Here is a 22,854-nt window from a genome sequence, read left to right on the forward strand (position 1 = left end):
AGACGTCAGGCCGCCACGCGTGTCAGCACGTCTGCCAGGTCATCGATCAGCCTGACACGGTCGCTTGGCCAATGCGTGCCAGGCGTATCGATGCGATAAGCCAGCACGTGCACGCCTGCGGCGATGCCTGCTTCCACGCCGGCAACACTGTCCTCGACCAGCAGGCAGCGTTCGGGCGGCAGATCGAACAAGGCGCAGGCTGCCAGCACCAGGGCCGGGTCAGGTTTCCAGGCACCGACTTCATAGGCGCTGACAATCCGGTCTTGGAAATGCGACAGCATGCCGGTGATTTCCAGGCAGGCTTCGATCTTGGCGCGTGGGGCGTTGGAGGCCACACACATCGGCAAGTGCAATGCTTCCACCAGAGCAACCGCACCAGCAATGGGTTGCAAGTGTTGGCGGAAGGTATGCAAGGTACGCGTGCGGAAATCTTCGATGAAGTCATCGGCCACCGCATGGGGGTATGCAGCGCGCAGTTCGTCCACGATCCGCGCAAACTGGCGGCCCCGGTTGCGGGCAAGCATGTCTTCGTAATCGAGCACCACACCATGCTCGGCAAGCATGTCCAGGGCTACCTTGGCAGACAAGGTTTCACTGTCGACCAAGGTGCCGTCGCAGTCGAAAATCACCGCGTCAATGCGGTCAGGGGCAGTATTTGAACTCATGGCATAGGTCCTGGTTCACAGACCGAGGACTATGCCATAGGCGCATGACAGCTTCAGTTTGTCCGCGACAGGTCCGTTGGCTGAGCCTGCGCCGTGCGCGGCAGCCGCACGGTAATGCTGGCTCCACCGGCTGCCGATCGGCCCACCTGCACATCACCGCCTTGTTGGGTGCTGAGCATTTTTACGATGGTCAACCCAAGCCCTGAACCACCGGTACCACGCGATCGTGAAGAATCAGATCGATGGAAGCGCTCGAACAGATGCGCCATCACATCGGGCGGCAAGCCCGGGCCGTTGTCGCTGACGGTCAGTGTGGACCAGTTGCTGTCGGCACGCAGTGCAACTTCCAGGCGGGTAGCACCGGTTGCGTAACGCAGTGCGTTTTCGATCAGGTTGACCAGAATCTGCCGCAGCCGGTCGGCATCTGCCCACGCCACCACATTGTTTGACGAGGTAATCAACACCGCTTCCAGCGCAGACTCGTCAAAACGGTTCTGGTAGTCGGCCAGTACACGGCGGGTGAACTGGGTCAGGTTCAGATTTTCAGGGTGCAGCGACAGGCGTCCGGCATCTGCCAGCGACAAGGTGTGCACGTCATCGACCAGGCGTCCCAGGTGTTCCACCTGTTGCAGCAGCCGGGCAAATTCTTCCGGCGTGGCGGGAATCACATCATCGCAAAGCGCATGCAGCCGCGCGCGCAGTACCGTCAGTGGCGTACGCAATTCGTGAGACATGGCTGCGGCGGTGCTTCGTCGCTCACGTTCCAGCCCTTGCAGCGAATCGGTCATCTGGTTGAAGTCGGATACCAGCTCTGCCAGCTCGCCGCGCGACTGCCCGATGTGGGCGCGAACCGCAAAGTTTCCGCGCGCCACTTCGCGTGCCGCCTGCGCAATCGACCCCAAAGGTTTGGTGACGATGCGCGACAGCCAGAAGCCTGCGCCCAGCCCGAAGGGAATGCAGATCACCAGGCCCATGACCAGTGACCACTTTTCGCCGAACCACAGGTCTTCGCGCCAGTAGTGGCCGTAGATTTCGTAGGCGCGCGGGCTGTCTTCCTGGTCGCTGGCCTTCAACTGGTCGAGTTCCGCGCGCACGTCGCTGGGCAGGCTGTCGTAGAACTCGCGGTATTGCGAATCGGTGAAGAAAAAGACACTGGATGCCAGGATGGCGATGGTGGCGACCACCACAATTGCCATCTGGACGCCAAAGCGTACCCAGATCCGGTCTAGAACGCGGGCCATGTCAGGACTCGGGCCATAAACGGTATCCGATGCCCCGCACGGTCTCGATCAGGTCACCACAGCCGGCCAGCTGCAACTTGCGGCGCAATTTGCTCAGGTGCGAATCCACCACTCGATCCAGCGCATCGCTTTCGGGCATGCAGGCGGTGATCAATTCCGCACGTGAAAAGCAGCGCCGTGGCTGCCGTGCCAAATGGGCCAGCAACCGATATTCGGTCAACGTCAGGGCCAGGGGCTGGGCCACGCCCGCTTCGTCATAAGCCGATGCCGCGTGCGCGGTCTCGTCGATTTCGATGCGGCCGACGCGAATGGTCGCAATTGCCGTATCTACCGGAGAACTGCGCCGCAATACCGCGCGCACCCGTGCCACGACTTCGGCCGGGTTGAAGGGCTTGGCGATGTAATCGTCCGCGCCCATACGCAGACCCAGCAGCTTGTCCACGTCGTCGGTCATGGCCGTGACCATGATGACAGGGGTCAGGCTTTCGGCGCGGATGTCGCGCAGCACGTCCACCCCATCGGCACCGGGCAGACGAATGTCGAGCAAAACCAGGTCTGGGCGCAACTGACGGAACAGTTGCAGGGCGGCGGGGCCGCTGGCGGCGTGATGAGTTCGCAGGCCGTCTCGTTTCAGATAAGCCAGCAGGATGTCCGCGATACCGGGTTCGTCTTCCACGACCAGCACCAGCGGCACGGGGCGGTGCGCATCGTTATGCATGAGTGTCCTTTCTGGCGCAGTACGCATGAATGCCTTGGCTGCATGTACCAGCGTTTGTCTTCTGCGCCTATCTGCGCATTATGCCGATTTTGTCCGGGTTTCAAGCTTGCCCTGGGCAAAGCCATGAGGAGTCGTGGCGCGCTTGCCGCGTTGTTGCACGGCGGCTGCGTGTCTACACGCAGTCTCCACAAAACGTGCACCGCTGCACAAGCTTCGATCGTGAAAATCGCTGCAATGCTGGGTCGATGCTGCGTACGCTGCGGGTGCCTCCGATGATTTCCGGCGCTGTGTCCGGTTTCCCCGGGTGAGTTTGCCTCAGACCGTTTTCTTTCAGATCGCTTGATCGGCCCAATTCTTTCAGCCCAGTTCTTTCAGCCCGATTTCTCCCGCCCCTTCAAGAGCCATCGCCTTGTCTGCCGCCCGTCTCTTGCTCGCTTCGATCGCCGCCGTCGGCCTGTCGGCGCTGGGGGCGTGCGCCAGTGTAGAGCCGGTGGTGCTGCCCAACACCGTGCCCGCTGTCTACCAGCAAGGCGGGGCAGCCAGCCTGAGCGCCGAGCCTGCGCCCGATTTGCGCAGCTGGTGGCAGAGCTTCCACGACCCGGTGCTCGATGGCCTGGTGTCCCAGGCCCTGGAACAGAATCTGGGCCTGGCCCAGGCACGCAGCCGCTTGCGCCAGGCGCGTCAACTGGCTACGCGTGCCAACGTGGGTTATCTGCCGGGCGTCAGCTTCAATACCCGCAATGCGCAGGACGCCTCTGCCATCGACACCTTCTTCCAGGCCAGCCTGGACGCCGTGTGGGAATTGGGCTTGTTCGGTGCGCGCGAAGCCACCCAGATGCAAGGCGAGGGTGCTATTGCAGGCGTCTTGGCCGATACGCAGGCGGCCCGTGTGTCGGTGGTGGCGGAAGTGGTGCGCAATTATCTCGATCTGCGTGCTGCGCAACAACGGCTGGACGGTATCGATCGGCTGCGCGCATTGGAAACCCGGGCGCTGAGCTTGGAAGACGTGCGTGTACGCACCGGCCAGGCTCCGGCCAGCGAGCGCGCGCAGGTGCAGTCACGTCTGGCGCAGCTGGATGCCGAATCTGCCGAGCCACGTGCGGCCATTCACGCAGCCGCACAAGGGCTTGCGGTCTTGCTAGGGCGAACCGCGCCCGATGCGCAGTGGTTCGACACTGCTTCCTTGCCGCAGCTGTCCACGCCGTCGCTTACGCAGGTGCCCGCCGATCTGCTGCGCACACGGCCTGAAATCCGCAAAGCCGAAGCCCATGTGCTGGAAACCGCCGGCGACCTGGGCTTGGCACGTTCGGCGCTGTATCCGCGTGTGGTGCTGGGCGCGTCCTACCTGTATTCCTACAACGTCACTCAGAACCGTCCGGCGCGATTCAACAATCTGCCGATCATCGGCCCGGTGATCGACGTACCTTTGTTCGATTGGGGACGCCGCCGCAGCAACGTGGACGCACAGCAAGCTGCGCTGGACGCTGCCCTGCTGGCCTATCGCGAAGCCTTGGTGGTGGGCGTGGGCGAAACCGAAACCGCGCTGTCTGCATTCGATCAGCAAAGCCGTCGTCTGGCGGATCGCGAACGCGCACTGTCGGTACTGGATGCTGGCGTTGCCTCGCAACGCGTGTTGCAGCGCCAGGGGCTGTCCAGTGAGTTCGATGGGCTGTCTTTGCAGCGTGCGCGTCGTCAGGCCGAAATGGACTTGACCGGCGCGCTGGCCTCGCGCGCGCTGGCCTTTGTTGCCTTGTACAAGGCGCTGGGTGGTGCGCCCTTGCCAAGCGATGCGGACATGGCCGATGTGACCCCGGTAAATACGAACCACCAGCTCGCCACTTCCCAGACTGCAAGCGCCGAGGCAACACCATGATCGCACTCGGCCGCAAAACGCTGATCTACGAATGGCGTCGGTTCCTGCCGGCCGTGTTGGCGGTGGGATTCTGCGGCGTCTTGCTGGCGGTTCAGGCTGCATTGGTGCTGGGAATTTTTGGCAGTGCGGCAATTTATGTCACCGGTTCGTCGGGCGACTTGTGGGCAGGTTACCCAGGCACGCAAAGCGTGAACTTCGGACGCCCGATCGGCCCCGATGTGGAAATGCGACTGCGCATGGACCCGGAAGTCAGCCGCGTCGAACCCTATGTCTGGGTCGATGGCGACTGGCGCGACCGCAGCAATGCGCACGGTGGCGTGTCGGTATTTGTGTCCGGCATCGACACGGCACCTGATGCATCCATGTTCTCGCGTTTCCTGTCCGCTGGCAGCCGCGAACTGCTGCGTGTGCCCGGCACCGTCATCGTCGATCGCGCCGATCTTGAACAGCTTGGCGTCGGACTCGACGGTGTGGGCTGGGTCAATGGTGCCCGGGTGCGGGTGGTGGGTGTGGTCAATGGCCTGCGGGCCTTGGGCGGGGTGAATGTGCTGGCGTCGCTGGACACGGCGCGCGGCATGGTCAGCGGTCCGGCCCCGGCCGACCTGGCCACGTACTTCGTCGCCCGGCTGCGTGACCCGCGTCGTGCCGAAGAAGTGCGCGCCCGCATGCACGCCGATTCCGCATTCGGTCCCTTCGAAGTCTGGACCGCGCGTGAATTCGCGCGTCGCTCGCAGCATTACTGGTTGTTCGGCACTGGTGCAGGTGTTGCCGTGATGTTCATGGCCGGCATCGTATGCCTGGTCGGGGCGGTGATCACCAGCCAGTCCTTGATGGCCATGGTGTTGGCATCTACCCGTGAATACGCCACCTTGAACGCCCTGGGTGCGAGCTTTGCCGCACTCAGCCGCGTGGTGCTTGAACAATCGGTATGGGTGGGAGGCCTGGGAGTGATCGTGGCCACCGCGGCCAGCGCCTTGCTGCTTGCCGTGGCAGCTGGGCGCGATGTACCCGTGGCCATGTCTTTGCAGGTCGGTTTGATCTGCGGCGGTCTGGTGCTTGGCCTGGCGCTGGTGTCCGGGCTGATTGCCGTGCGTGGTTTATGGCGCGCCGATCCGGCGATGTTGCTGCGATGAGTCCCGTGTCGCAACCCGCATTCGGCCACGCCCGGCAAGGTTCACGCGCCGAACCTGTGCTTGCCGCGTCGGTCCTCGCGCCGTTTGCCGATCAGCCGCCTGCGGCCAGCCTGGAAGCGGTGGGCATCAGCAAGTCCTTCGTCGCTGGCGTGGTGCAGGTGAAGGTGCTGCAAAAGCTGTCCGTCGCCATTTTGCCGGCCGAGTTGACCTTGGTGTCTGGGCCTTCTGGCTGCGGCAAGAGCACCTTGTTGTCTTTGCTGAGTGGCCTGCAAGCCCCCGACATGGGCACGGTCGAGGCGTTGGGTCAGTCGCTGTGTGATCTGAACAAACGGGCGCTGGAGCGGTTTCGCCTGCAACACACGGGTTTTGTCTTCCAGGGCTTCAACCTGTTCCCTGCCTTGACGGCGGTGGAACAGGTGCAGTTACCGCTGGGCTATCTGGGTATGTCTGACCGGCAGGCGCTGGAACGTGCCATGTCTGCACTGGATGAGGTTGGCATGACACATCGGGCGCAACTGCGTCCTGCGCAATTGTCGGGCGGCGAGAAGCAGCGCATTGCGATTGCGCGCGCACTAGCCAAGGAACCGCAGCTGCTGTTTGCTGACGAGCCAACCAGCGCGCTCGATGCGGAAAACGGGCAGAACGTGATCGACATTCTGCATCGCATTGCGCGCCGGCATGGCACGACCGTGGTGTGTGTCAGCCATGACCCGCGACTGGTGCGGCACGCCGATCGCGTGCTGAGCATGGAAGACGGTGCAATCCGCAGCGACTGGCGGCCGGGCATGCCGGGCAATCCAGTGGCTTATCCAATGACGCCGATGTCGCCGATGCCTGGCAATGGCGCATTGAATGTGGTTGGGCATTCGTCGGTTGATGCACCGCCATCCACCCAATACCACTCTGACAAAGGCCGTCAGGCATGAAGTCACTATTTTTGCGACTCGGTTTGCGACTCGGCACAGTACCCCTGGCGCTGCTTGCGGCGGCGGTGCTGACCGGCTGCTTCGACGGGGCGGGTGCACGCAACGCACGCGCTGCCGTGCCCACGGCCGCTGCGCCCGTTGCCTACGCGGCGGTTGCGCGTGGCAAGGTCGATGTCGAAGGTGGCTTGCTGGAACTCGGCACGACCGAAGAAGGACAAGTGGAAAGCGTGGCGGTGAAAGAGGGTGCGCGGGTTGCGAAGGGCGATGTCCTGTTCCACCTGGGTACCCAGGACGCACAGCTGGAAGTCGACCTGGCCCAGGCCGAACTGCGCCGCACCGAAGCCGCCTTGCGGGTACAGGGTGCCGGCATGCCCGCCGCCCGCCAGACTGCGCAGCGCCTGGGCGAAGCCGCGCGCGCGGGTGCCAGCGACCAGCAGCGTGCCGACGACGCAACGCGCCATGTGCAGGAAATTGCTGAATCCGTGACGCTTGCGCAGGCCGATGTCGCGATTGCCCGTCAGCGTCTGAGCCTGGCGCGTCATCGTCTGGAACGCCGCACGGTGCGGGCTCCGCAGGCAGGCACCGTGCTGTCGCTGTATGTGCAGCCCGGCAGCATGGTGGGCACGCGCGCCAGCCGTCCCTTGATGGTGTTGTTGCCAGACCGGCCGCTGATCGTGCGCGCTGAGGTCAACGAGAGTTTTGTCGGACGACTGAAACCGGGCATGCGTGCCGAGGTGGCAGTGGTGTCGGACACGCGTGGTGCCCCCATTGCCGGCCAATTGGCGCGGGTCGGGCAGACCTTTTCCCCAAGCCGCCTGGATGACGACGCCGCCTTGCGCGCCAACGTCCGGGTAGTCGAAAGCGTCGTGGTGTTTACCGGGCCTGCCGCATTGCGCATCGGCCAGAACGTACAGGTGACTTTTTATGATTGAACAAACACTCTCCCGCATGAACCCGGCCGCGACGCCCGTGCAACTGGACGCCGATTCCCCGTGGATCGTGCAATGCGACTTCGACGGCACGATCAGCCTGCGTGACGTGACCGACACCTTGCTGCAACGCTTTGCCAAGCCCGGCTGGGAAGACCTGGAAGCCGCCTGGGAGCTGGGTGAGATCGGGTCGCGCGAATGCATGGCCGGGCAGATTGCCCTGCTGGACATGAGTGCCGAAGAGATGGAAGCCCATTTGCAAGGCATCGCCATCGACCCGCACTTTGCCGACTTCGTGGCCTTGGCGCGCAAGCTGGGTGCGCCGGTGCAGGTGGTCAGCGACGGCATGGACCTGGTGATCCGTTACCTGCTGGGCCTGATCGGCCTGGACGATCTGCCGGTGATCGCCAATCGTCTGGTGCAAGTGGGCGAACGCAGCTGGCGGCTGGACTTCCCGTATGCGTCGGAAGACTGCAAGCGGGCCAGCGGCAACTGCAAGTGCGAGCGTCTGGCCGAGCAACTGCAGCACCATGAACACGTGCTGTTCGTGGGCGACAGCACCTCGGATTTCTGCGTGTCTGGCCAAGCCAGCTTTGTGCTTGCCAAGTACCGCCTGATCGATCACTGCGTGGACAACGACATCGACCACGCGCCCATTCAGGGCTTCGACGACGCGATTCGTCTGCTGCCTGCCCTGATTGCTCACGAGCGAGTCACAGCATGAGCATCGTCGACAACGAATTTGTGCTGGAAGGCGGCCGTACCGGCGTGATGCTGATCCACGGCCTGACCGGCACGCCCAACGAGATGCGTGTGGTGGCCAAGGGCCTGCACCGCGCGGGGTTCACGGTGTATTGCGTGCAACTGGCCGGGCATTGCGGCACAGAAGAAGACCTGTTGGCCACCACTTGGCGCGACTGGTATGCCAGCGTCGAAGCCGGAGCAGAGCGCCTGAAAAAACGGGTCGACAACCTGTTCGTCGGTGGTCTGTCGATGGGGGCCTTGCTGGCCTTGCGGCTGGCCGCGCAACGGCCCGACCTGGTTGATGGCGTGGCGGCTTACGCCACCATGTTCCGCCACGACGGCTGGAGCATGCCCGCGTTCACGCGCCTGGCATTCCTGCTGCCGGTGTTCCGCGCACTGGGCATCGGACGGCACCGCAGCTTCCTGGAACAGCCACCTTACGGCATCAAGGACGAAAACCTGCGCAAGCGCATCGTGGCGCAGATGCAGTCGGGCGACAGCAGCGCGGCCGGACTGCCGGGCAACCCCTGGTGGGCCGTGGCCGAGATGAGCGTGTTGTCGTCAACGGTACGACGCCAGCTGCGCGACATTCAGTCGCCATGCCTGGTGGTCCATGCCACGGAAGACGACGTGGCCAGCCTGCGCAATGCGGAATTGATCGCGCGACGTGTCACGCAGGCACCGGTGGAAATGCTGTTGTTGAAAGACAGTTATCACATGGTCACCATCGACCGCGAGCGGCGCACCGTGATCAATAAGACCATTGAGTTCATCAACCGCATCGTCGACGAAAAAGGCAAGGCCATGGGGGCGGCGGCATGAGCACTGAGTTGAGCACCGGCATGCCGGCCATCGCCATCGTGCTGTGGATTGCCAACGTGCTGGTCGACAGTGGCGGGCAGCTTGCCTTCAAGGCGGCTGCCGGTGACCCCGATGCAGGGGCAGGTGTGGCGCGCTGGAAGTGGATGTTGGCGCGGCGTTGGATCTGGGTTGGCATTGCCTGCTATGTGGCCGAGTTCGTGCTGTGGTTGTCCTTCCTGTCGCTGGTGCCGCTGTCTGAAGGCGTGCTGTTGGGTTCGATCAACATCGTGGCCATCATGATCGCCGGGCGCTACTGGTTTGCCGAAAAACTGACGCGCCTGCGGGTGGCGGGCATGGTGTTGATTTCAATCGGTGTTGCCGTCGTGGGGCTTCAGTAATGCGCCGTTTTTACCTGCTTGGTTTTCTGGCGCTGATGGCTTTCGATACCCTGGCCCAGATCAGCTTCAAATACGCTGCTACCCAGGCCTTGCCGCTTGAATTCTCGGCCGACTGGTTGCTGCGTGTGTTTGGCCAGCCCTGGATTTACGGTGCCTTCGTGGGCTACATCGGCGCGTTCTTCGCGTGGATGACGCTGCTTCAGCACGCCCCCATCGGGCCTGCGTTTGCTGCGTCCCACCTGGAACTGGTGTCGGTCATGCTGCTGTCCGTCTACCTGTTCGATGAACGTATCGGGCCGTGGCAAGTGGTTGGCGCATTGACGATCATCGCCGGCATTGTCTGCCTGGCCTTGGGTGAGGCCGAGCTTGGCGGCGAAGCAGGCGACAGCGTGCCGCCAGCCCCTGCCCACGGAACCAGTTCACGTACCCATGCCGACGGTCACGCCCACTAGACCGGGTTTCGACCTGCCCCCGACTGCGGGGCTGCCGCTGACGCTGAGTGATTTGTTGCCCGGCGGGGCGTCGTCCTGGACCGGCGAGCGAGGTGCCGACAGCCTGGAAGATGGGTTGGTGGACATGCTTGGGCTGCCAAATGTGCAGATCACCTGTTCGGGTACGGCCGCGTTGGTGATTGCATTGACGGCGCTGAGACGCCTTGGGGCGCGACCTGAGGCCTGGTCTAACTCACGGTCTCATTCACGCCCCCAATCACGGCATGGCGTACTCCAGCAAGAGTCTGAAACCGGCCCGCATGCTGGGTTTGCTGCCGCATCTACAGGCGTTATGCATCAGGACAGTGAGCGACGCGTCGTCGTTGTGCCTGCCTACACCTGTCCGCTGGTAGCCTTGGCAGTGGCCCATTGCGGACTCGAATTGCGTGTGTGTGAACTGTTGCCAGACAGTCTGGACATGGACCCGGCGCACTTGTCCCAGCTGTGTGATGCCAACACGCTGGCGGTGATTCCCACCCACTTGGCGGGGCGCATTGCCGATGTGCCTACGGCTTGTCGAATTGCCCACGCGTTTGATGCGTGGGTCATCGAAGACGCTGCGCAGGCCCTGGGTGCCACGGTGGAAGGGCGATCAGTCGGCCTGCAGGGCGACGTGGCATTTTTCAGTCTTGCCGTCGGCAAAGGACTGACCATGTTCGAAGGCGGCGTGCTGTTCACGGCGCACGATGCCCTGCGTGCGCCTTTGCATAACGCGGCGTCTACAGAAGCGCCTGCACGTATTGGCTGGGAGCTGCGCCGAAGCGTGGAATTGCTGGGCTATGCCGCCTTGTATCGGCCAGCCGGTTTGCGTCTGGCTTATGGCCGACCCTTGCGGCGTGACCTGGCGCGACATGACTGGATTGCGGCGGCGGGCGACGAATTCGATCTGGATATTCCACTGCATCGCCCCGGCGCATGGCGGCAATCCGTGGCGCGTCGGGCATTGATGCGTTTGCCTGGCTTCCTGGTGCAGACGGCGCAAGGTGCAGCACGATGGCGTGCGTGTCTGCAAAATATCGCCGGACTGACGTGCATGGGTGACGCAGCGGGGCAGGGCGTCTGGCCCGTGATGCTGGTATTGCTGCCTGACCAGACGGTGCGCGATGCCGTGTTGAATCGTCTGTGGGGCAGTGGCTATGGGCTGAGCCTGCCCTTTGTCCATACCTTGCCTGATTATGCGTATCTGCGAGCCGTGGTGCCTGCCGCTGAATCTGACGCGCTGCCTAACGCGCGCGCTTTGGCCGGACGTTTGCTGGCGATCGGCAACAGCCCGTGGGTGACGGATGCCGATCGAACGGTGGTGTGCGAGGTGCTGAAAGAAGCGCTGGCAGCGGCTGTGCGCGGATAATCTTTGCGTCAGCCCTTGGCCAGATTACTGGCCAAGTCTGCGGCCAATAGCGCGTGTTATGCACTTCCCGCTGTTGCCAATAAGACGCATCTGGCGACGGCCTTCGACGTTCACGCCATCGAACACCTGCGTCGGCGAGTTCGCTTCCTGAAGGGCGACCGGAGTCAACATCAATCGGTTGCAAAGGGCGTTTGCAACCGACTATATCTTTCGTTTTCACGCTGAAAACTGAAAATAAAGTCTGTCGCGCAGACCTCAGATTTTTTGCGCCAGATCCCAAATAAACCCGAACGGATCCTGAACTCGCGCTCTCAGATCTCCCCAGAACATTTCCTCTGGCTCGTTCAGCATCGTCGATCCTGCTTGCACCATCTCGCCAGCGAGCGACACCACGTCATCAACATACACATAGAATATGAATGGCGTCGGCGAGCCCGATGTTTGTGGTGCCTTCAGGTCTGAATACCACCCTTCTTTGTTGATAGTGAGGTTCGTTCCGCGATAGCGAATCCGGGCGAACAATAAGTCGCCGTCGTCTCCCTCCATTTCGGCGATTGATGCCATGCCCATTACATCGGTATAAAAATCAAGGGCGGCTCTGACATCGCGAACGTTTAGCGCGGTCGTCAGCCAGGTGATACCCAAACCTTCCCATGGATGAGTCCGGTTTTCGACGTTGTTGAACCAAGTCAATTTTTTCATCATGTGTCCCTCTAGGATCGGGTCTCGTAAAGCGACGAGACGCTGACCGTAACTATACAGGATAGAATGTATAGTTTGAAGCCTTGTTAGAGGCCACTTTTTGCTTGGTCTTTCCTCTTCCGGTTGAGGGTCGCTTGTTAAGCCTGCAAGGTGGGAGCTGGGGATCCCTGACGCGGCACCACAAGCTTGACATCAATCTCACAGCCCATTCCTTCAAGCGAAAGACGGGGAGTAGGAACTAACGTGTTGCAATGCTGGTGATCCCAAATAGTCGCTGACTCTCGGAAGCGATGAGGCTTGCATACTCCCGCTGATCATCGGCGACCAGGACTCAATGAAGTCCGGACGAGGGCGGCGTTTTTTTCCTGGTTCGCTTTGACGTTTGCACCGTGTCTTCGGCCTTAGTTCCATCGGAAGGCGCTGCGCTTGTTTCGAGAACTTTTTCCAGTTCCTTGCCCAAATGCTGGCGAAGCTTTACGTCCATAGGACGCCCAGAGATATAGTCATACGCCCAGAGCCCGTCAGCCGCTAAACGGAGCATGAATCGGGTGAATGCCTGCGGGTCATCTGAAATTTGTGGCTCTGGCGGGGCCCAACGATCAATGATTCGCAGCCACGGCTCGCTCAATGACGGATTTTTGGAAAATTCCAGCAGAAAAAGCAGTTCGGCGCGTGTTGCGGCGCGAGTTCCAACACGAATATATGCCCCTAGTCGTTCGTCGGCCGTTGTTTGCTCGAACGGCTTGCCAGCGCTCTTCTCCAGGTTTTCTTCCCATTGGTTGGCTAGATACTGGTTAAGACCCTGAATCAACTCATCACGGGATGCGAAGTGATAAAGCATGCCGCCTCGTGTCAACGCCGCTTCGGCTGCCACCGAATCGAAGGTGACGGCGGTGACACCTTCACGGTTGATTACTCGGATGGCGGCGTCAAGAATGTTCGTACGCTTGCTCTGGCGCATGGCGGTCTCCTGAGATCGGTGCGTTGCGGACCGCAAGTGTATCGGCCTTGGGCTATGCAGTCGCACATGCTTGAACCCGACGCCTGTCAGATAGGCTTACAGTCGGGTGGGACCACCTGAGCGCTTGTGCGAGGTGTCAATGAAAAGAAAATAGACAGTCTGGAATGTTTAGTTTCAGGGGCCATGAAGCGCGTGCCCTCATCGAATCTCAGCTAGGAAGCGGTCTATCAAGTCAGCCCTTGGCCGAATCACCTGTCAGGTCCTCAGCCAATAGCGCATAAAGCAGGAAGTCGCGCGGCTCATCTCTGACCATGCGATATTGGCGCAGTGTGCCTTCCAGCTGAAAACCGCATTTCTCCAACACCCGAATCGACCGCGTGTTGGTGTCCAGCACATGGGCGTGGATACGGTTCAATCCCATGCAGCTGATTCCCCACTGCACGACCGCCATGCACGCATGTCCCGCCAAACCTTGGCCCCAATAGCCGGGTGCCAGGTCATAGGCAATCTCTGCATGTCGATGTGCCTGCACCACCCCGTTGAAACCAACCGTCCCGACCAGCTTGTCACTGGACAGCGCCACCAACGCAAACCGGATTGGATGATCCACCACTGTGCTCAGATATTGCGCACGAATCTGCGCTTCAAGCTGCGCCTCGCCGCCCAGATTCCAGCTCGTGTGCTGGACCACATCAGGTTCACGCAGATAGTCGTACCAGGCAGTGGCGTCGGTCGCGCAGATCGGGCGCAAGGCGTAGTGCTCAGCCACGGTGGCCGGGAGAATAGGATGGTCCAAACAAGGCTCCGCAGTCGGTGAAGGCTTGACCATATCACCCGGGAGCGTTGGAGTCGGAATCAAGGGGCAATCACGCAGCCCGTGCGCGCGCCAGCCAGTCGATCAACCGCAAGTTCATGGTGTGCTGAGCTGGCCGCCATGCCTCGACCTGCGCATCGCTTAAATCCGCGTCCTGGCCATCGCCCGCGCTGACCCAGCGCTTCCACGCGGTGCTGTAAGTATGGCGCGAAACTTCGCCGGTGATATCGCTTGCTACCACCCGGCCTCGCAGCGCGGCGATCACCGCATCGACATGATTTGCCCGCATCACGCCCTGGTCCCAGTTGGTGCGCAAGACCTCAGTGCTGAACACGTCCTTGTCCACCGACACATAGGCCGGTTCCGATGATCTTCCCAGATCATTCACCAAGGCCTGAACCAGCGCGTCAGCATCGGGAAAGCCGCAGAACGCGCGGCTTGCGCCTACCCAGCGTGACCATCGGGTATCGACACCGATGCTCCAATAGCGCAGCTTGCCCGACCACAGCGGCCGCAAATAGTTTTCCCAGGCATGCGATGCGCCGATGTCCTGGGACGTGATGCCCACCACATCCACCCGGCTTACAAACGGCAAGGCGGTCACGCGTCGCACCCACGAGCCGCAGTGCACGCCGCCGATGAAACGCATGTTGTCAGGGTGGTTGTCGAACACCAGCACGCGCATCTGGCCATGCTGATTCTGCCGCGCGATCAGCGGCCAGCTCAGGTGATGAAAGTCGCCGCTGCCAAGCATGACGGTGTCGGCTGATGCGGGTGCCATGCGGTCAAGCTTGTCCGTCAGCCAGCGCATGCGGGGCAGTGAGCACCCCAGACGCAGCGTTTCATGATGTTCACGCAGATCCAGCCGGTGTGCGTCGGGCAGGTCGCCGACGGAACTGTCGATGTCGAGAATGACGGGTGCAGGTATCACCGGTGTGGACACGACAGCAGACAGGGGCACGGACAAAGGCGATGACACGTTCAGGCTCACGCAGATTCCACCGTGCTTTTTCCCGCAGTTTCTTTCCCCGCCGCTTCCCGTGCATCGCGCCACGCACGATCACTTTCGAAGTGCGACGCGAAACGCTTGGTCAATACACGCAACAGCCGGTTGCGCGGCAGCACCGCGTGCCGCGTGAACGTGAACTGTGCCCCCAACGATGCCTTGACCTCGGGGTCAGTCCAGCCTGCTACATAGAAGCGGCAGCCGTGCGCCAATGCGTATTCCAGGTTGACCATCCAGCTGACGAAGTAAAGGTTGTGGTCGCGCGCTTGCGGGTAAGTGAAGCCCACATATTTGTCGACCAGATTGCCACCGTACTCAAAGCATAGATTGAAGCCGATCAACAGCCCGTCGTGGCGGTACTCGAACACCACGCCGCCGTTGTCGCCATCTTGCAAGATGGCCTCGAAAAACGGCCGGGACAACTGATCGAAGTGCAGCTCGCTTTGCGCGTATACCTCCAGGTATCGCGCATAGTACTGGTCGATCACTGCGGAGTCGTTGAATTGCGCATCACCGGTGCGCACGGTGCTGATCTGCAAGTCTTCGCGTGAACGCAGCTTGCGACGCAGGTTCTTGCGCCGTGATGAAGAAAGCCGGGCCAGATACGTGTCAGTGCTGTCGAAATCGATCGGCACATAAGCCAGCGCCTGGCCTTCCACCATCACCATGCCGGCATCGCGGCATGCGCTTGTCAGTGCCGCTGCATGCGCGCGTTCAGCGGCATCCAGCAATGGCGAATCGTCAGGAATGTCTTTGACGATCAGCAGCCGCTGCTTGCTTGCCGGGCCGTTCATTATCGTGCGCACCCACTCCGCAGCGTGCATCTGTTTCGCGGGTGCAAGCAGATACTCAGAAACCGTCGTGCCCACAAAAGCCGTGCGAATGCGCAGCCACGCAGACCACACACGCGACCCGGGCAACCGCGCAATGCGCGCTTTCAGCGCCGGATCGGCCGTGGTCAGCAAATCGAACGGAGCGATGAATCCCGGCGTGCCCGGGGCCATCTCTTGCGCGACAAAACCCGCAGGCGGGTGCAGGGCAAAGGCCCGTACCAGTCCTGCGGGTTCAAGTTGATTGGCGTGTGAAGCGTCGTCCTCCACACGCACAACTTCTGAGGCAGTCACCGTGTTGCGATCAGCTTTCGCGTTTGGCGCGCGTCAGCAGCTGATCAAGCAAGGTCATTGCCTGATCGATCTCGGCATACGAGATTTCCAGCGACGGGGCAAAGGTGATCACGTTCTTGTAATAACCACCCACGTCCAGCACCAGCCCCGTCTTGCGACCTTCGTATTCCAGCGTGCCCGACAGACCGATGTCGACCATCTTGTCCAGCAGCGCACGATTGGGCGTGAAGCCATCGTCGGTGCAGATCTCGGCGCGCAGTGCCAAGCCCAGACCATCCACGTCGCCGATTTCCTTGTGACGCTTTTGCAGCTGCTTCAAGCCGTCCAGGAAGTAAGCGCCGCGATCGCACACCTGCTTGCCGTAGTCGATCTCGGCGGTCATCTTCAGCACTTCCAGGCCCAGCGCAGTACCGAGCGGGTTCGATGCGAAGGTGGAATGCGTCGAGCCAGGCGGGAACACCGTCGGGTTGATCAGCTCTTCACGTGCCCACAGACCGCTCAGCGCATTCAGGCCGTTGGTCAATGCCTTGGCGAACACCAGAATGTCCGGCGTGACACCGAAGTTCTCGATCGACCACAGCTTGCCGGTACGCCAGAAGCCCATCTGGATTTCATCGACCACCATCAGAATGCCGTGGTCATCCAGCACCTTCTTCAAACCAGTGAAGAAGTTGGCCGGCGGCACTACGTAGCCACCCGTGCCTTGAATCGGCTCGACGTAGAACGCGGCGTATTCGCACTGGTTGGTCTTCGGGTCCCAGATCGCGTGGTATTCGTTTTCGAACTTGCGTCGGAATTCCTTGACGATCGAATCCGAATACTCTTCGGCCGTCATGCCCTTGGGGCGACGGAAGGGGTAGGGGAAGGGGATGAACTGCGCGCGGTCGCTGAAGTGGCCGAAGCGGCGACGATAGCGGTAGCTCGACGTAATAGCCGATGCACCCAGCGTACGGCCGTGGTAGCCGCCTTCGAAAGCGAACATCAGGCTCTTGCCGTTGCTGGCGTTGCGAACCACCTTCAGCGAATCTTCAATGGCTTGCGCGCCCCCAACGTTGAAGTGCACGCGGCCTTCCTTGCCCCACTTGGCGTGGGCGTCCTGCGCAATCCACTTGGCGAGTTCGATCTTGGTCGGGTGCAGATACTGGCTGGCCACCTGCGGCAGCACGTCAAGCTGCTTGCGCATGACTTCGTCGAGCCGCTTGTTCTTGTAGCCGAAGTTCACGGCCGAGTACCACATCTGCAAGTCCAGATACGGCGTGCCCTCGTCGTCGAACATATAGCTGCCTTCGCAGCCCGTGAAAATCTTCGGCGGATTCACATAGTGAACCGTGTCACCGAAAGAGCAGTATTTGGCTTCGTCGGCCAGCAACTGTGCGCGAATATCAGCGCTCATTTCCCACACCCCATATCAGATCGAATCGCGTCGCCGGGTGCACGGTGCGCACGAAGCAGCGACGGAGTGGATTGTGTCCAGGCAAGTTGCCGTATTGATCGACGAAGTGTGTGGAATGTGTGGAGAGGGCAGGGCGCATGCGGATGCCGCTTTTGCTGCATGCGCCCATAATGCCGACTCGACCCAATCCCTTGATGGAGTTGTATTCATGTCCAAGAAGATCGCGCTGGTGACCGGCGCAGGCCGTGGTATTGGCAAAGCCGTGTCGGAAGCGCTGCTGGCAGACGGCTATACCGTGGTGCTGGCTGGTCGCAACGTGGAGTTGCTGAACGCCGTGGCCGATGCGGCTGCGAAGGCGGGTCAATCTGCATTGGCGGTTCAGACCGACGTGACCGATGCGGCCAGCGTCGAGAATCTGTTTGCGCAGATCCAGTCCAACTATGGCCGGCTCGACGTGTTGTTCAACAACGCCGGTATTGGCGCGCCCGCGGTAGACATTGACGAGCTGCCCATCGAAACCTGGAAGGCCGTGGTCGACACGAACCTGACCGGCATGTTCCTGTGCATCCGGGCTGCCTTCGGCATGATGAAGCGCCAGTCGCCCCAAGGTGGCCGGATCATCAACAACGGCTCGATCTCGGCGCATGACCCGCGTCCCAACAGCATTGCCTACACCTCGACCAAGCATGCCGTTACTGGCTTGACCAAGAGCGTGTCGCTGGATGGCCGTCCGTATGACATTGCGTGCAGCCAGATCGACATCGGCAACGCCTTGACCGACATGGCCGCGCGCATGGCCAAGGGTGTCAAGCAGGCCAACGGCACCATCGCGCCGGAACCGTTGATGGATGTCGCCCACGTGGCCAGCGCCGTGAAGTACATGGCCAGCCTGCCGCTGGATGCCAACGTGCAGTTCATGACGGTGATGGCAACCAAGATGCCCTTCGTTGGTCGTGGCTGATGTAATAGTCTGATTGACCGGGTTTTCGCCTCGCTTTCGTGCGCGGGGCGAAAACTCGGCGTGCGTTTCCCAAGCAGTATTCTGTCAAGTGACGGTGTAATTTCAGCTGCTTGGGCATGAAAAGTGCTAAAGCCGCGTTTTGCCACCCGTCGCATCTCTTGTGGCCTGGTCTTTTCTGCGAGCACCCAATGAAAATTCTGATCGTCCTGACTTCCCACGACCGTCTTGGTGATACCGACAAGAAAACTGGCTTCTGGCTGGAAGAATTCACCGCGCCTTATTACGTCTTTCTTGATGCCGGTGCCACCATCTCGATTGCGTCGCCGCGTGGCGGGCAGGTGCCGCTCGATCCCAAAAGCGACGAGCCGGACGCCCAGACCGAGACCACCGCGCGCTTCCGTCAAGACGAAGTCGCCCGTTATGCGCTGGATCACACCTACCCGCTGGCCGATATGCGGCCCGAAGATTACGACGCGGTGTTCTATGCGGGCGGACACGGCCCGCTGTGGGATCTGGCCGAAAGTCGCACGTCCACTGCATTGATCGAATCTTTCTATCGCACAGGCAATCCGGTTGCGGCGGTCTGCCACGGTCCGGCGGTGCTGCGTCACGCCATGTACGAAGGCCGCCCCCTGGTGCAGGGAAAATCGGTAACCGGGTTCAGCAACTCGGAGGAAGCGGCGGTTGGCTTGACGGATGTGGTGCCTTTCCTGCTCGAAGACGAACTCAAGCGTCTGGGTGGTGAGTACTCGAAGGGCGAGGACTGGAAAAGCTATGTGCTGGTCGACGGCAAGCTGATCACCGGGCAGAACCCGGCGTCATCGACCGAGGCTGCGCAAGCGGTATTGCGTCTGTTGAAACCCTGATCTGCGATCGGGATTCAAAAACAAGATTCAATAACCAGATTCAAGAACGATTCATTACTTCGAACTTTCCGAATACACCGTCTTCGGACGGTAGAATCCTTCCTATCGCGGCATTCGCCGCGCGCCCCTTTTCGGAGCAGCAAGGCCGGCCTCACGGCCGGGCCTGCACATCATGACTCAGAACTCCCTGCACGACCGCGTTTTCCTGCTGCTGCTCGCCCTTGTCACCGTTGCCTTTTGCTGGATACTCGCGCCCTTTGCCGGTGCCGTATTCTGGGGCGCGATCACGGCCATCATCTTTGCGCCGGTGAATCGCTGGATTCTTGCCAAGGTCGGCCGGCGTCCTTCTCTGGCGGCGTTGCTGACGCTGCTGCTGGTGCTGGTCATGGTGATTCTGCCGATGATGGCGATCACCGGTGGCCTGGTGCAAGAAGGTGGTGCCCTGTATCAGCGCCTGCGCTCAGGTCAGCTTGATGTCGGTGCGTTCCTGCAGCAGACCTTTGACGCCTTGCCGCCCTGGATACACGAGATGCTGGGCCGCTATGGCTTGCCTGACCTGGCCAGCGTTCAGGAACGCCTGTCTGACGGCGCGCTGCAAGCCAGTCAGTTCATTGCCTCACAAGCGGTCAATATCGGCCAGAACACCTTCCAGTTCATCGTCAGCTTCGGTGTGATGCTGTATCTGATGTTCTTCCTGTTGCGTGATGGAGCCGCGTTGTCGCGCCGCATCCGTCAGGCCATTCCGCTGTCGGAGAACAACAAGGTTCACCTGCTGCAGAAGTTCATGGCCGTGGTGCGTGCAACGGTCAAGGGCAACGTGGTCGTGGCAATCACGCAGGGCCTGTTGGGCGGTCTGATCTTCTGGATTCTCGGCATTCAGGGCGTGCTGCTGTGGACCGTGTTGATGGCCTTCCTGTCGCTGTTGCCGGCCATCGGTGCCGGCCTGGTCTGGGGGCCGGTTGCCGTCTATTTCCTGGTCAGCGGTTCCTTGTGGCAAGGGCTGGTGCTGATTGCGTACGGCGTGTTGGTGATCGGCCTGGTAGACAACATTCTGCGCCCCATCCTGGTGGGCAAGGACACGCGTATGCCCGACTGGGTGATCCTGATTTCCACCCTGGGCGGCATGGCTTTGTTTGGCATCAGCGGCTTTGTGATCGGTCCGTTGGTCGCCGCGTTGTTCATGTCGGCGTGGGATCTGTTCGCAACCAGCGAAAATAACTCAAGTCGGTAATTTTTCGCCGTGGCAGCAGGAGAGGGGAGTTTGGCGATGGGTAAACGGGTGTTGTATGCAGAATTTCTGCACGAGACCAATACCTTCAGCATTCGTCGTACGGGCGAGCAGGAGTTTCGGCAAGGCCGTTTCAACGTAGGCACGGAAGTACCCCGGATCTACACCGGCACGCATACGGCCGCCGGTGCCGCGTTGGAAGCGGCTGCCCGTTACGGCTGGACGCTGGACACCCCGGTGTCTGCCGAGGCCACGCCCTCCGGGCGTGTGTTGCAGAGCTTTTTTGACGCCACCGTGGCGCGCATCGTCGATGCCGCCCACGCGGCACCGGTCAGCGGTGTGCTCATGCATTTGCATGGATCGATGGTTACCGAAGAACTCGAAGATGGCGACGGCGAATTGCTGGCCCGCCTGCGTGCGGCCGTCGGGCCATCGGTGCCGATCATGGTGGTGGTGGATGTTCACGCCACGGTGACCGAGCTGATGGCCAATCATGCCAATGGCCTGATTTCCTATCGCACGTACCCCCACGTCGATATGTACGACCGCACCTGGCAGGCCGCGCATCTGCTTGAACGCGCGATGGCCGGCACAATCCACCCGCAGATCACGGTAGGGCGTGCGCCGCTGCTGTTCGGATGCGACGGTGGGCGTACGCTGAACGGCAGCCCCATGAACCAGCTGCTGGACCGCGCGAACCAGGCAGAACAGTCGGGCGAAGCCTTGGTCGTCAGCATTCAAGCCGGTTTTTCGTCGATGGACGTGCCTGATATCGGGCCTTCGGTGGCGGTGACTACCGATGGCGACCCGGCCACCGGTCAGCGGCTGGCGCAGGTGTTCAGCGAACTGATCTGGGCCACCCGCGATTTCAGCAGCATTTCCTTTACCCCGCTGGACGAAGCCGTAACGCTCGCGCGCGCCGGTGAAGGGGCGGGCAGGCCGTTGATCATTGCGGATTTTGCAGACAACCCGGGCGCAGGTGCCTATGGCGATGGCACGGCCCTGCTGGCTGCCATGCTGCGGGGCGGTTTGCGCAATGCCATCTTGCATGCGATTTACGATCCGGCCGTGGTGAAGACGGCGATCGATGCCGGCATTGGCAGCCAGATCGATGTCGAGCTGGGCGGCAAGACCGACCCCAGTCTGGGCGGCGGGCCGCTGCGTGTGCAGGGCATGGTCACGCGCATCTCCAACGGATGTTTCATTGCCTATGGGCCAATGGGTGGCGGGGCCCCGCGCAACGAAGGCCCCACGGTGGTGCTGCGGATTGGCGACATCGATGTGGTGGTGGCCAGCAGCAACAACCAGGCGAACGATCTGGGCCAGATTTCTTCCGTCGGACTGGACCCGATGCGTGCGTGGACCATCGCAGTGAAGTCCATGAACCACTATCGGGCGGCATTTGCGCCCATCAGCCGGGCGATTCTCGAAGTCGATACCGGTGCGCTGTGCACGCGCAACTTCCTGGCGCGTCCCTATCAGCATATTCGCCGCCCAATCTACCCGTTCGACAGCGTGGAATATGGCGAACAGCACGGTGCGCAATACGGCGAACCCCACGCAGAGCAATGAGCGGCGATCATACTGAACCGCCAGATGCGGTCATGTACAATCGGAGGGCCCTTGCGACGAAGAGCCCGCAGCCTGTCCTGGCGGGCTTTTTTCGCTTCTTTATCTCAGCAAGGGTTTTCCGGATCGACGCATGCTGATTCTCGTTTCCAATGACGACGGTTATTACGCGCCTGGCCTTGCGGCGCTGGCAGACGCGTTGCGTCCGCTCGCCGAAGTGGTGGTGGTTGCACCCGAGGTCAATCAAAGCGGGTCATCCAATTCGCTGACGCTGCGACGCCCCCTGGCCGTACGCAACGCGGCGAACGGCATCCGTTATGTGGATGGCACGCCGTCGGACTGTGTGCACGTTGCGCTCACCGGCTTGATGGATCGGCGTCCCGACCTGGTCGTGTCCGGTATCAATAATGGCGCGAACATGGGCGACGACACCTTGTATTCGGGTACCGTTGCCGCTGCGACCGAAGCCTATCTGTTTGGCATTCCGTCGATCGCGTTCTCGCTGGTCGATCGCAATTGGCAGCATCTCGATGCTGCAGCGGCCGTGGCGCGTCGCATTGTCGAGGGTTTCATCGCCAATCCCTTGCCCGATCGCATGCTGCTCAACGTCAATATTCCCAGCCGGCCGCTGTCGGCGCTGACCGAGATCCGCACCACGCGGCTTGGCAAGCGTCACCCGTCCGAGCCGGTCGTGCGCTCGACCACGCCTTATGGCGAGTCGGTTTATTGGATCGGCGCGGTGGGCGGCGAGTTCGATGGCACGCCTGGCACCGATTTTCACGCGATCTCCGAAGGTGCGGTGTCGATTACGCCGCTGCGCCTGGATCTCACGCATGTCGAGCAGCTCGACACGGTGCGATCCTGGACCGCACAAGCCTGGAATACCGGTCGTTGACATCGTCCAAGTCCTCCTCTGGCAAGCCATCGGGCGCAACCGGTGGCCACACCCCCGGCACGACCGGC

Annotated in this window: 23 protein-coding genes; 14 read left to right on the plus strand and 9 right to left on the minus strand. The window is 61.4% G+C overall.

Annotated features, from left to right (window positions below; genetic code table 11):
* Positions 1-5: 5 nt before the first annotated feature.
* From FXN63_RS08985 to FXN63_RS08995, 3 genes are read right to left on the minus strand one after another with little or no spacing between them, the layout of a single operon-like run.
* Positions 6-665: an HAD-IA family hydrolase gene (locus tag FXN63_RS08985; protein WP_148814344.1), complete on the minus strand. Its 660-nt coding sequence runs from the start codon at positions 663-665 to the stop codon at positions 6-8.
* Between the two features lie 53 nt (positions 666-718).
* The gene (locus FXN63_RS08990; protein ID WP_148814345.1) at positions 719-1,906 is read right to left on the minus strand and encodes a sensor histidine kinase; all 1,188 of its coding nucleotides are present in this window, start codon (positions 1,904-1,906) and stop codon (positions 719-721) included.
* Between the two features lies 1 nt (position 1,907).
* Entirely contained in the window at positions 1,908-2,624 is a 717-nt protein-coding gene (locus tag FXN63_RS08995; protein WP_148814346.1) for a response regulator, read from the minus strand.
* Between the two features lie 409 nt (positions 2,625-3,033).
* On the opposite strand from FXN63_RS08995, the gene FXN63_RS09000 reads away from it, so the two are divergent.
* The 9 genes from FXN63_RS09000 (at position 3,034) to FXN63_RS09040 (ending at position 11,267) form a co-directional block, all read left to right on the plus strand.
* Entirely contained in the window at positions 3,034-4,497 is a 1,464-nt protein-coding gene (locus FXN63_RS09000; RefSeq protein WP_187395155.1) for an efflux transporter outer membrane subunit, read from the plus strand.
* The gene (locus tag FXN63_RS09005) at positions 4,494-5,630 is read left to right on the plus strand and encodes an ABC transporter permease (RefSeq protein ID WP_148814348.1); all 1,137 of its coding nucleotides are present in this window, start codon (positions 4,494-4,496) and stop codon (positions 5,628-5,630) included. Before FXN63_RS09000 ends, FXN63_RS09005 begins: the two co-directional genes overlap by 4 nt.
* A 5-nt stretch (positions 5,631-5,635) precedes the next feature.
* Positions 5,636-6,556, plus strand: coding sequence for an ABC transporter ATP-binding protein (locus FXN63_RS09010; RefSeq protein ID WP_246165078.1), 921 nt, complete (start codon positions 5,636-5,638; stop codon positions 6,554-6,556).
* Entirely contained in the window at positions 6,553-7,488 is a 936-nt protein-coding gene (locus FXN63_RS09015) for an efflux RND transporter periplasmic adaptor subunit (protein WP_148814350.1), read from the plus strand. Before FXN63_RS09010 ends, FXN63_RS09015 begins: the two co-directional genes overlap by 4 nt.
* A complete protein-coding gene (locus tag FXN63_RS09020) occupies positions 7,481-8,209 on the plus strand; it encodes an MtnX-like HAD-IB family phosphatase (protein ID WP_246165079.1) in 729 nt (242 codons plus the stop codon). The genes FXN63_RS09015 and FXN63_RS09020 overlap by 8 nt, the downstream gene beginning before the upstream one ends.
* The gene (locus tag FXN63_RS09025) at positions 8,206-9,051 is read left to right on the plus strand and encodes an alpha/beta hydrolase (protein ID WP_148814351.1); all 846 of its coding nucleotides are present in this window, start codon (positions 8,206-8,208) and stop codon (positions 9,049-9,051) included. Before FXN63_RS09020 ends, FXN63_RS09025 begins: the two co-directional genes overlap by 4 nt.
* Positions 9,048-9,428 (plus strand): EamA family transporter, encoded by a 381-nt coding sequence (locus FXN63_RS09030; RefSeq protein ID WP_281290861.1) that lies wholly within the window; start codon positions 9,048-9,050, stop codon positions 9,426-9,428. The genes FXN63_RS09025 and FXN63_RS09030 overlap by 4 nt, the downstream gene beginning before the upstream one ends.
* On the plus strand, positions 9,428-9,880 hold the full coding sequence (locus tag FXN63_RS09035; protein WP_148814352.1) for a DMT family transporter: 453 nt from the start codon (positions 9,428-9,430) through the stop codon (positions 9,878-9,880). The genes FXN63_RS09030 and FXN63_RS09035 overlap by 1 nt, the downstream gene beginning before the upstream one ends.
* Before the next feature lie 331 nt (positions 9,881-10,211).
* The gene (locus tag FXN63_RS09040) at positions 10,212-11,267 is read left to right on the plus strand and encodes a DegT/DnrJ/EryC1/StrS family aminotransferase (protein ID WP_148814353.1); all 1,056 of its coding nucleotides are present in this window, start codon (positions 10,212-10,214) and stop codon (positions 11,265-11,267) included.
* A gap of 255 nt (positions 11,268-11,522) precedes the next feature.
* Here the strand turns inward: FXN63_RS09040 and FXN63_RS09050 are convergent, their stop codons facing one another.
* The 6 genes from FXN63_RS09050 to FXN63_RS09075 all read right to left on the minus strand — a co-directional run bounded on the left by FXN63_RS09050 (position 11,523) and on the right by FXN63_RS09075 (position 17,267).
* Positions 11,523-11,972, minus strand: coding sequence for a VOC family protein (locus FXN63_RS09050; protein WP_222864014.1), 450 nt, complete (start codon positions 11,970-11,972; stop codon positions 11,523-11,525).
* Positions 11,973-12,300: 328 nt separating this feature from the next.
* A complete protein-coding gene (locus FXN63_RS09055; RefSeq protein ID WP_148814355.1) occupies positions 12,301-12,930 on the minus strand; it encodes a TetR/AcrR family transcriptional regulator in 630 nt (209 codons plus the stop codon).
* 232 nt (positions 12,931-13,162) lie between these two features.
* The gene (locus tag FXN63_RS09060; RefSeq protein ID WP_246165080.1) at positions 13,163-13,726 is read right to left on the minus strand and encodes a GNAT family N-acetyltransferase; all 564 of its coding nucleotides are present in this window, start codon (positions 13,724-13,726) and stop codon (positions 13,163-13,165) included.
* 70 nt (positions 13,727-13,796) lie between these two features.
* A complete protein-coding gene (locus FXN63_RS09065) occupies positions 13,797-14,735 on the minus strand; it encodes a hypothetical protein (RefSeq protein ID WP_246165081.1) in 939 nt (312 codons plus the stop codon).
* On the minus strand, positions 14,732-15,874 hold the full coding sequence (locus tag FXN63_RS09070) for a GNAT family N-acetyltransferase (RefSeq protein ID WP_246165082.1): 1,143 nt from the start codon (positions 15,872-15,874) through the stop codon (positions 14,732-14,734). The genes FXN63_RS09065 and FXN63_RS09070 overlap by 4 nt, the downstream gene beginning before the upstream one ends.
* Before the next feature lie 10 nt (positions 15,875-15,884).
* Positions 15,885-17,267, minus strand: a complete 1,383-nt coding sequence (locus tag FXN63_RS09075) for an aspartate aminotransferase family protein (protein ID WP_148814357.1) — start codon at positions 17,265-17,267, stop codon at positions 15,885-15,887.
* 208 nt (positions 17,268-17,475) lie between these two features.
* Between FXN63_RS09075 and FXN63_RS09080 the strand changes: the two genes are divergently transcribed.
* The 5 genes from FXN63_RS09080 (at position 17,476) to surE (ending at position 22,786) form a co-directional block, all read left to right on the plus strand.
* Positions 17,476-18,228, plus strand: a complete 753-nt coding sequence (locus FXN63_RS09080) for an SDR family oxidoreductase (protein WP_148814358.1) — start codon at positions 17,476-17,478, stop codon at positions 18,226-18,228.
* Between the two features lie 188 nt (positions 18,229-18,416).
* Entirely contained in the window at positions 18,417-19,094 is a 678-nt protein-coding gene (locus FXN63_RS09085; RefSeq protein WP_148814359.1) for a type 1 glutamine amidotransferase domain-containing protein, read from the plus strand.
* 172 nt (positions 19,095-19,266) lie between these two features.
* On the plus strand, positions 19,267-20,325 hold the full coding sequence (locus FXN63_RS09090; protein WP_148814360.1) for an AI-2E family transporter: 1,059 nt from the start codon (positions 19,267-19,269) through the stop codon (positions 20,323-20,325).
* 36 nt (positions 20,326-20,361) lie between these two features.
* Positions 20,362-21,894 (plus strand): M81 family metallopeptidase, encoded by a 1,533-nt coding sequence (locus FXN63_RS09095; protein WP_148814361.1) that lies wholly within the window; start codon positions 20,362-20,364, stop codon positions 21,892-21,894.
* Between the two features lie 130 nt (positions 21,895-22,024).
* On the plus strand, positions 22,025-22,786 hold the full coding sequence (gene surE, locus FXN63_RS09100; protein WP_148814362.1) for a 5'/3'-nucleotidase SurE: 762 nt from the start codon (positions 22,025-22,027) through the stop codon (positions 22,784-22,786).
* The last annotated feature ends 68 nt before the right edge of the window (positions 22,787-22,854 follow it).

Origin of the sequence: Pigmentiphaga aceris (assembly GCF_008119665.1) — a bacterium.
GTDB lineage: Bacteria > Pseudomonadota > Gammaproteobacteria > Burkholderiales > Burkholderiaceae_B > Pigmentiphaga > Pigmentiphaga aceris.

Coding starts and splice junctions, on each gene's coding strand:
- FXN63_RS08995 (WP_148814346.1), bottom strand. CDS start 2,624: ATGCATAACGATGCGCACCGCCCCGTGCCGCTGGTGCTGGTCGTGGAA.
- FXN63_RS09020 (WP_246165079.1), top strand. CDS start 7,481: ATGATTGAACAAACACTCTCCCGCATGAACCCGGCCGCGACGCCCGTG.
- surE (WP_148814362.1), top strand. CDS start 22,025: ATGCTGATTCTCGTTTCCAATGACGACGGTTATTACGCGCCTGGCCTT.
- FXN63_RS09095 (WP_148814361.1), top strand. CDS start 20,362: ATGGGTAAACGGGTGTTGTATGCAGAATTTCTGCACGAGACCAATACC.
- FXN63_RS09050 (WP_222864014.1), bottom strand. CDS start 11,972: ATGATGAAAAAATTGACTTGGTTCAACAACGTCGAAAACCGGACTCAT.
- FXN63_RS09090 (WP_148814360.1), top strand. CDS start 19,267: ATGACTCAGAACTCCCTGCACGACCGCGTTTTCCTGCTGCTGCTCGCC.
- FXN63_RS09080 (WP_148814358.1), top strand. CDS start 17,476: ATGTCCAAGAAGATCGCGCTGGTGACCGGCGCAGGCCGTGGTATTGGC.
- FXN63_RS09040 (WP_148814353.1), top strand. CDS start 10,212: ATGCATCAGGACAGTGAGCGACGCGTCGTCGTTGTGCCTGCCTACACC.
- FXN63_RS09025 (WP_148814351.1), top strand. CDS start 8,206: ATGAGCATCGTCGACAACGAATTTGTGCTGGAAGGCGGCCGTACCGGC.
- FXN63_RS09015 (WP_148814350.1), top strand. CDS start 6,553: ATGAAGTCACTATTTTTGCGACTCGGTTTGCGACTCGGCACAGTACCC.
- FXN63_RS09005 (WP_148814348.1), top strand. CDS start 4,494: ATGATCGCACTCGGCCGCAAAACGCTGATCTACGAATGGCGTCGGTTC.
- FXN63_RS09035 (WP_148814352.1), top strand. CDS start 9,428: ATGCGCCGTTTTTACCTGCTTGGTTTTCTGGCGCTGATGGCTTTCGAT.
- FXN63_RS08990 (WP_148814345.1), bottom strand. CDS start 1,906: ATGGCCCGCGTTCTAGACCGGATCTGGGTACGCTTTGGCGTCCAGATG.
- FXN63_RS08985 (WP_148814344.1), bottom strand. CDS start 665: ATGAGTTCAAATACTGCCCCTGACCGCATTGACGCGGTGATTTTCGAC.
- FXN63_RS09030 (WP_281290861.1), top strand. CDS start 9,048: ATGAGCACTGAGTTGAGCACCGGCATGCCGGCCATCGCCATCGTGCTG.
- FXN63_RS09055 (WP_148814355.1), bottom strand. CDS start 12,930: ATGCGCCAGAGCAAGCGTACGAACATTCTTGACGCCGCCATCCGAGTA.
- FXN63_RS09085 (WP_148814359.1), top strand. CDS start 18,417: ATGAAAATTCTGATCGTCCTGACTTCCCACGACCGTCTTGGTGATACC.
- FXN63_RS09075 (WP_148814357.1), bottom strand. CDS start 17,267: ATGAGCGCTGATATTCGCGCACAGTTGCTGGCCGACGAAGCCAAATAC.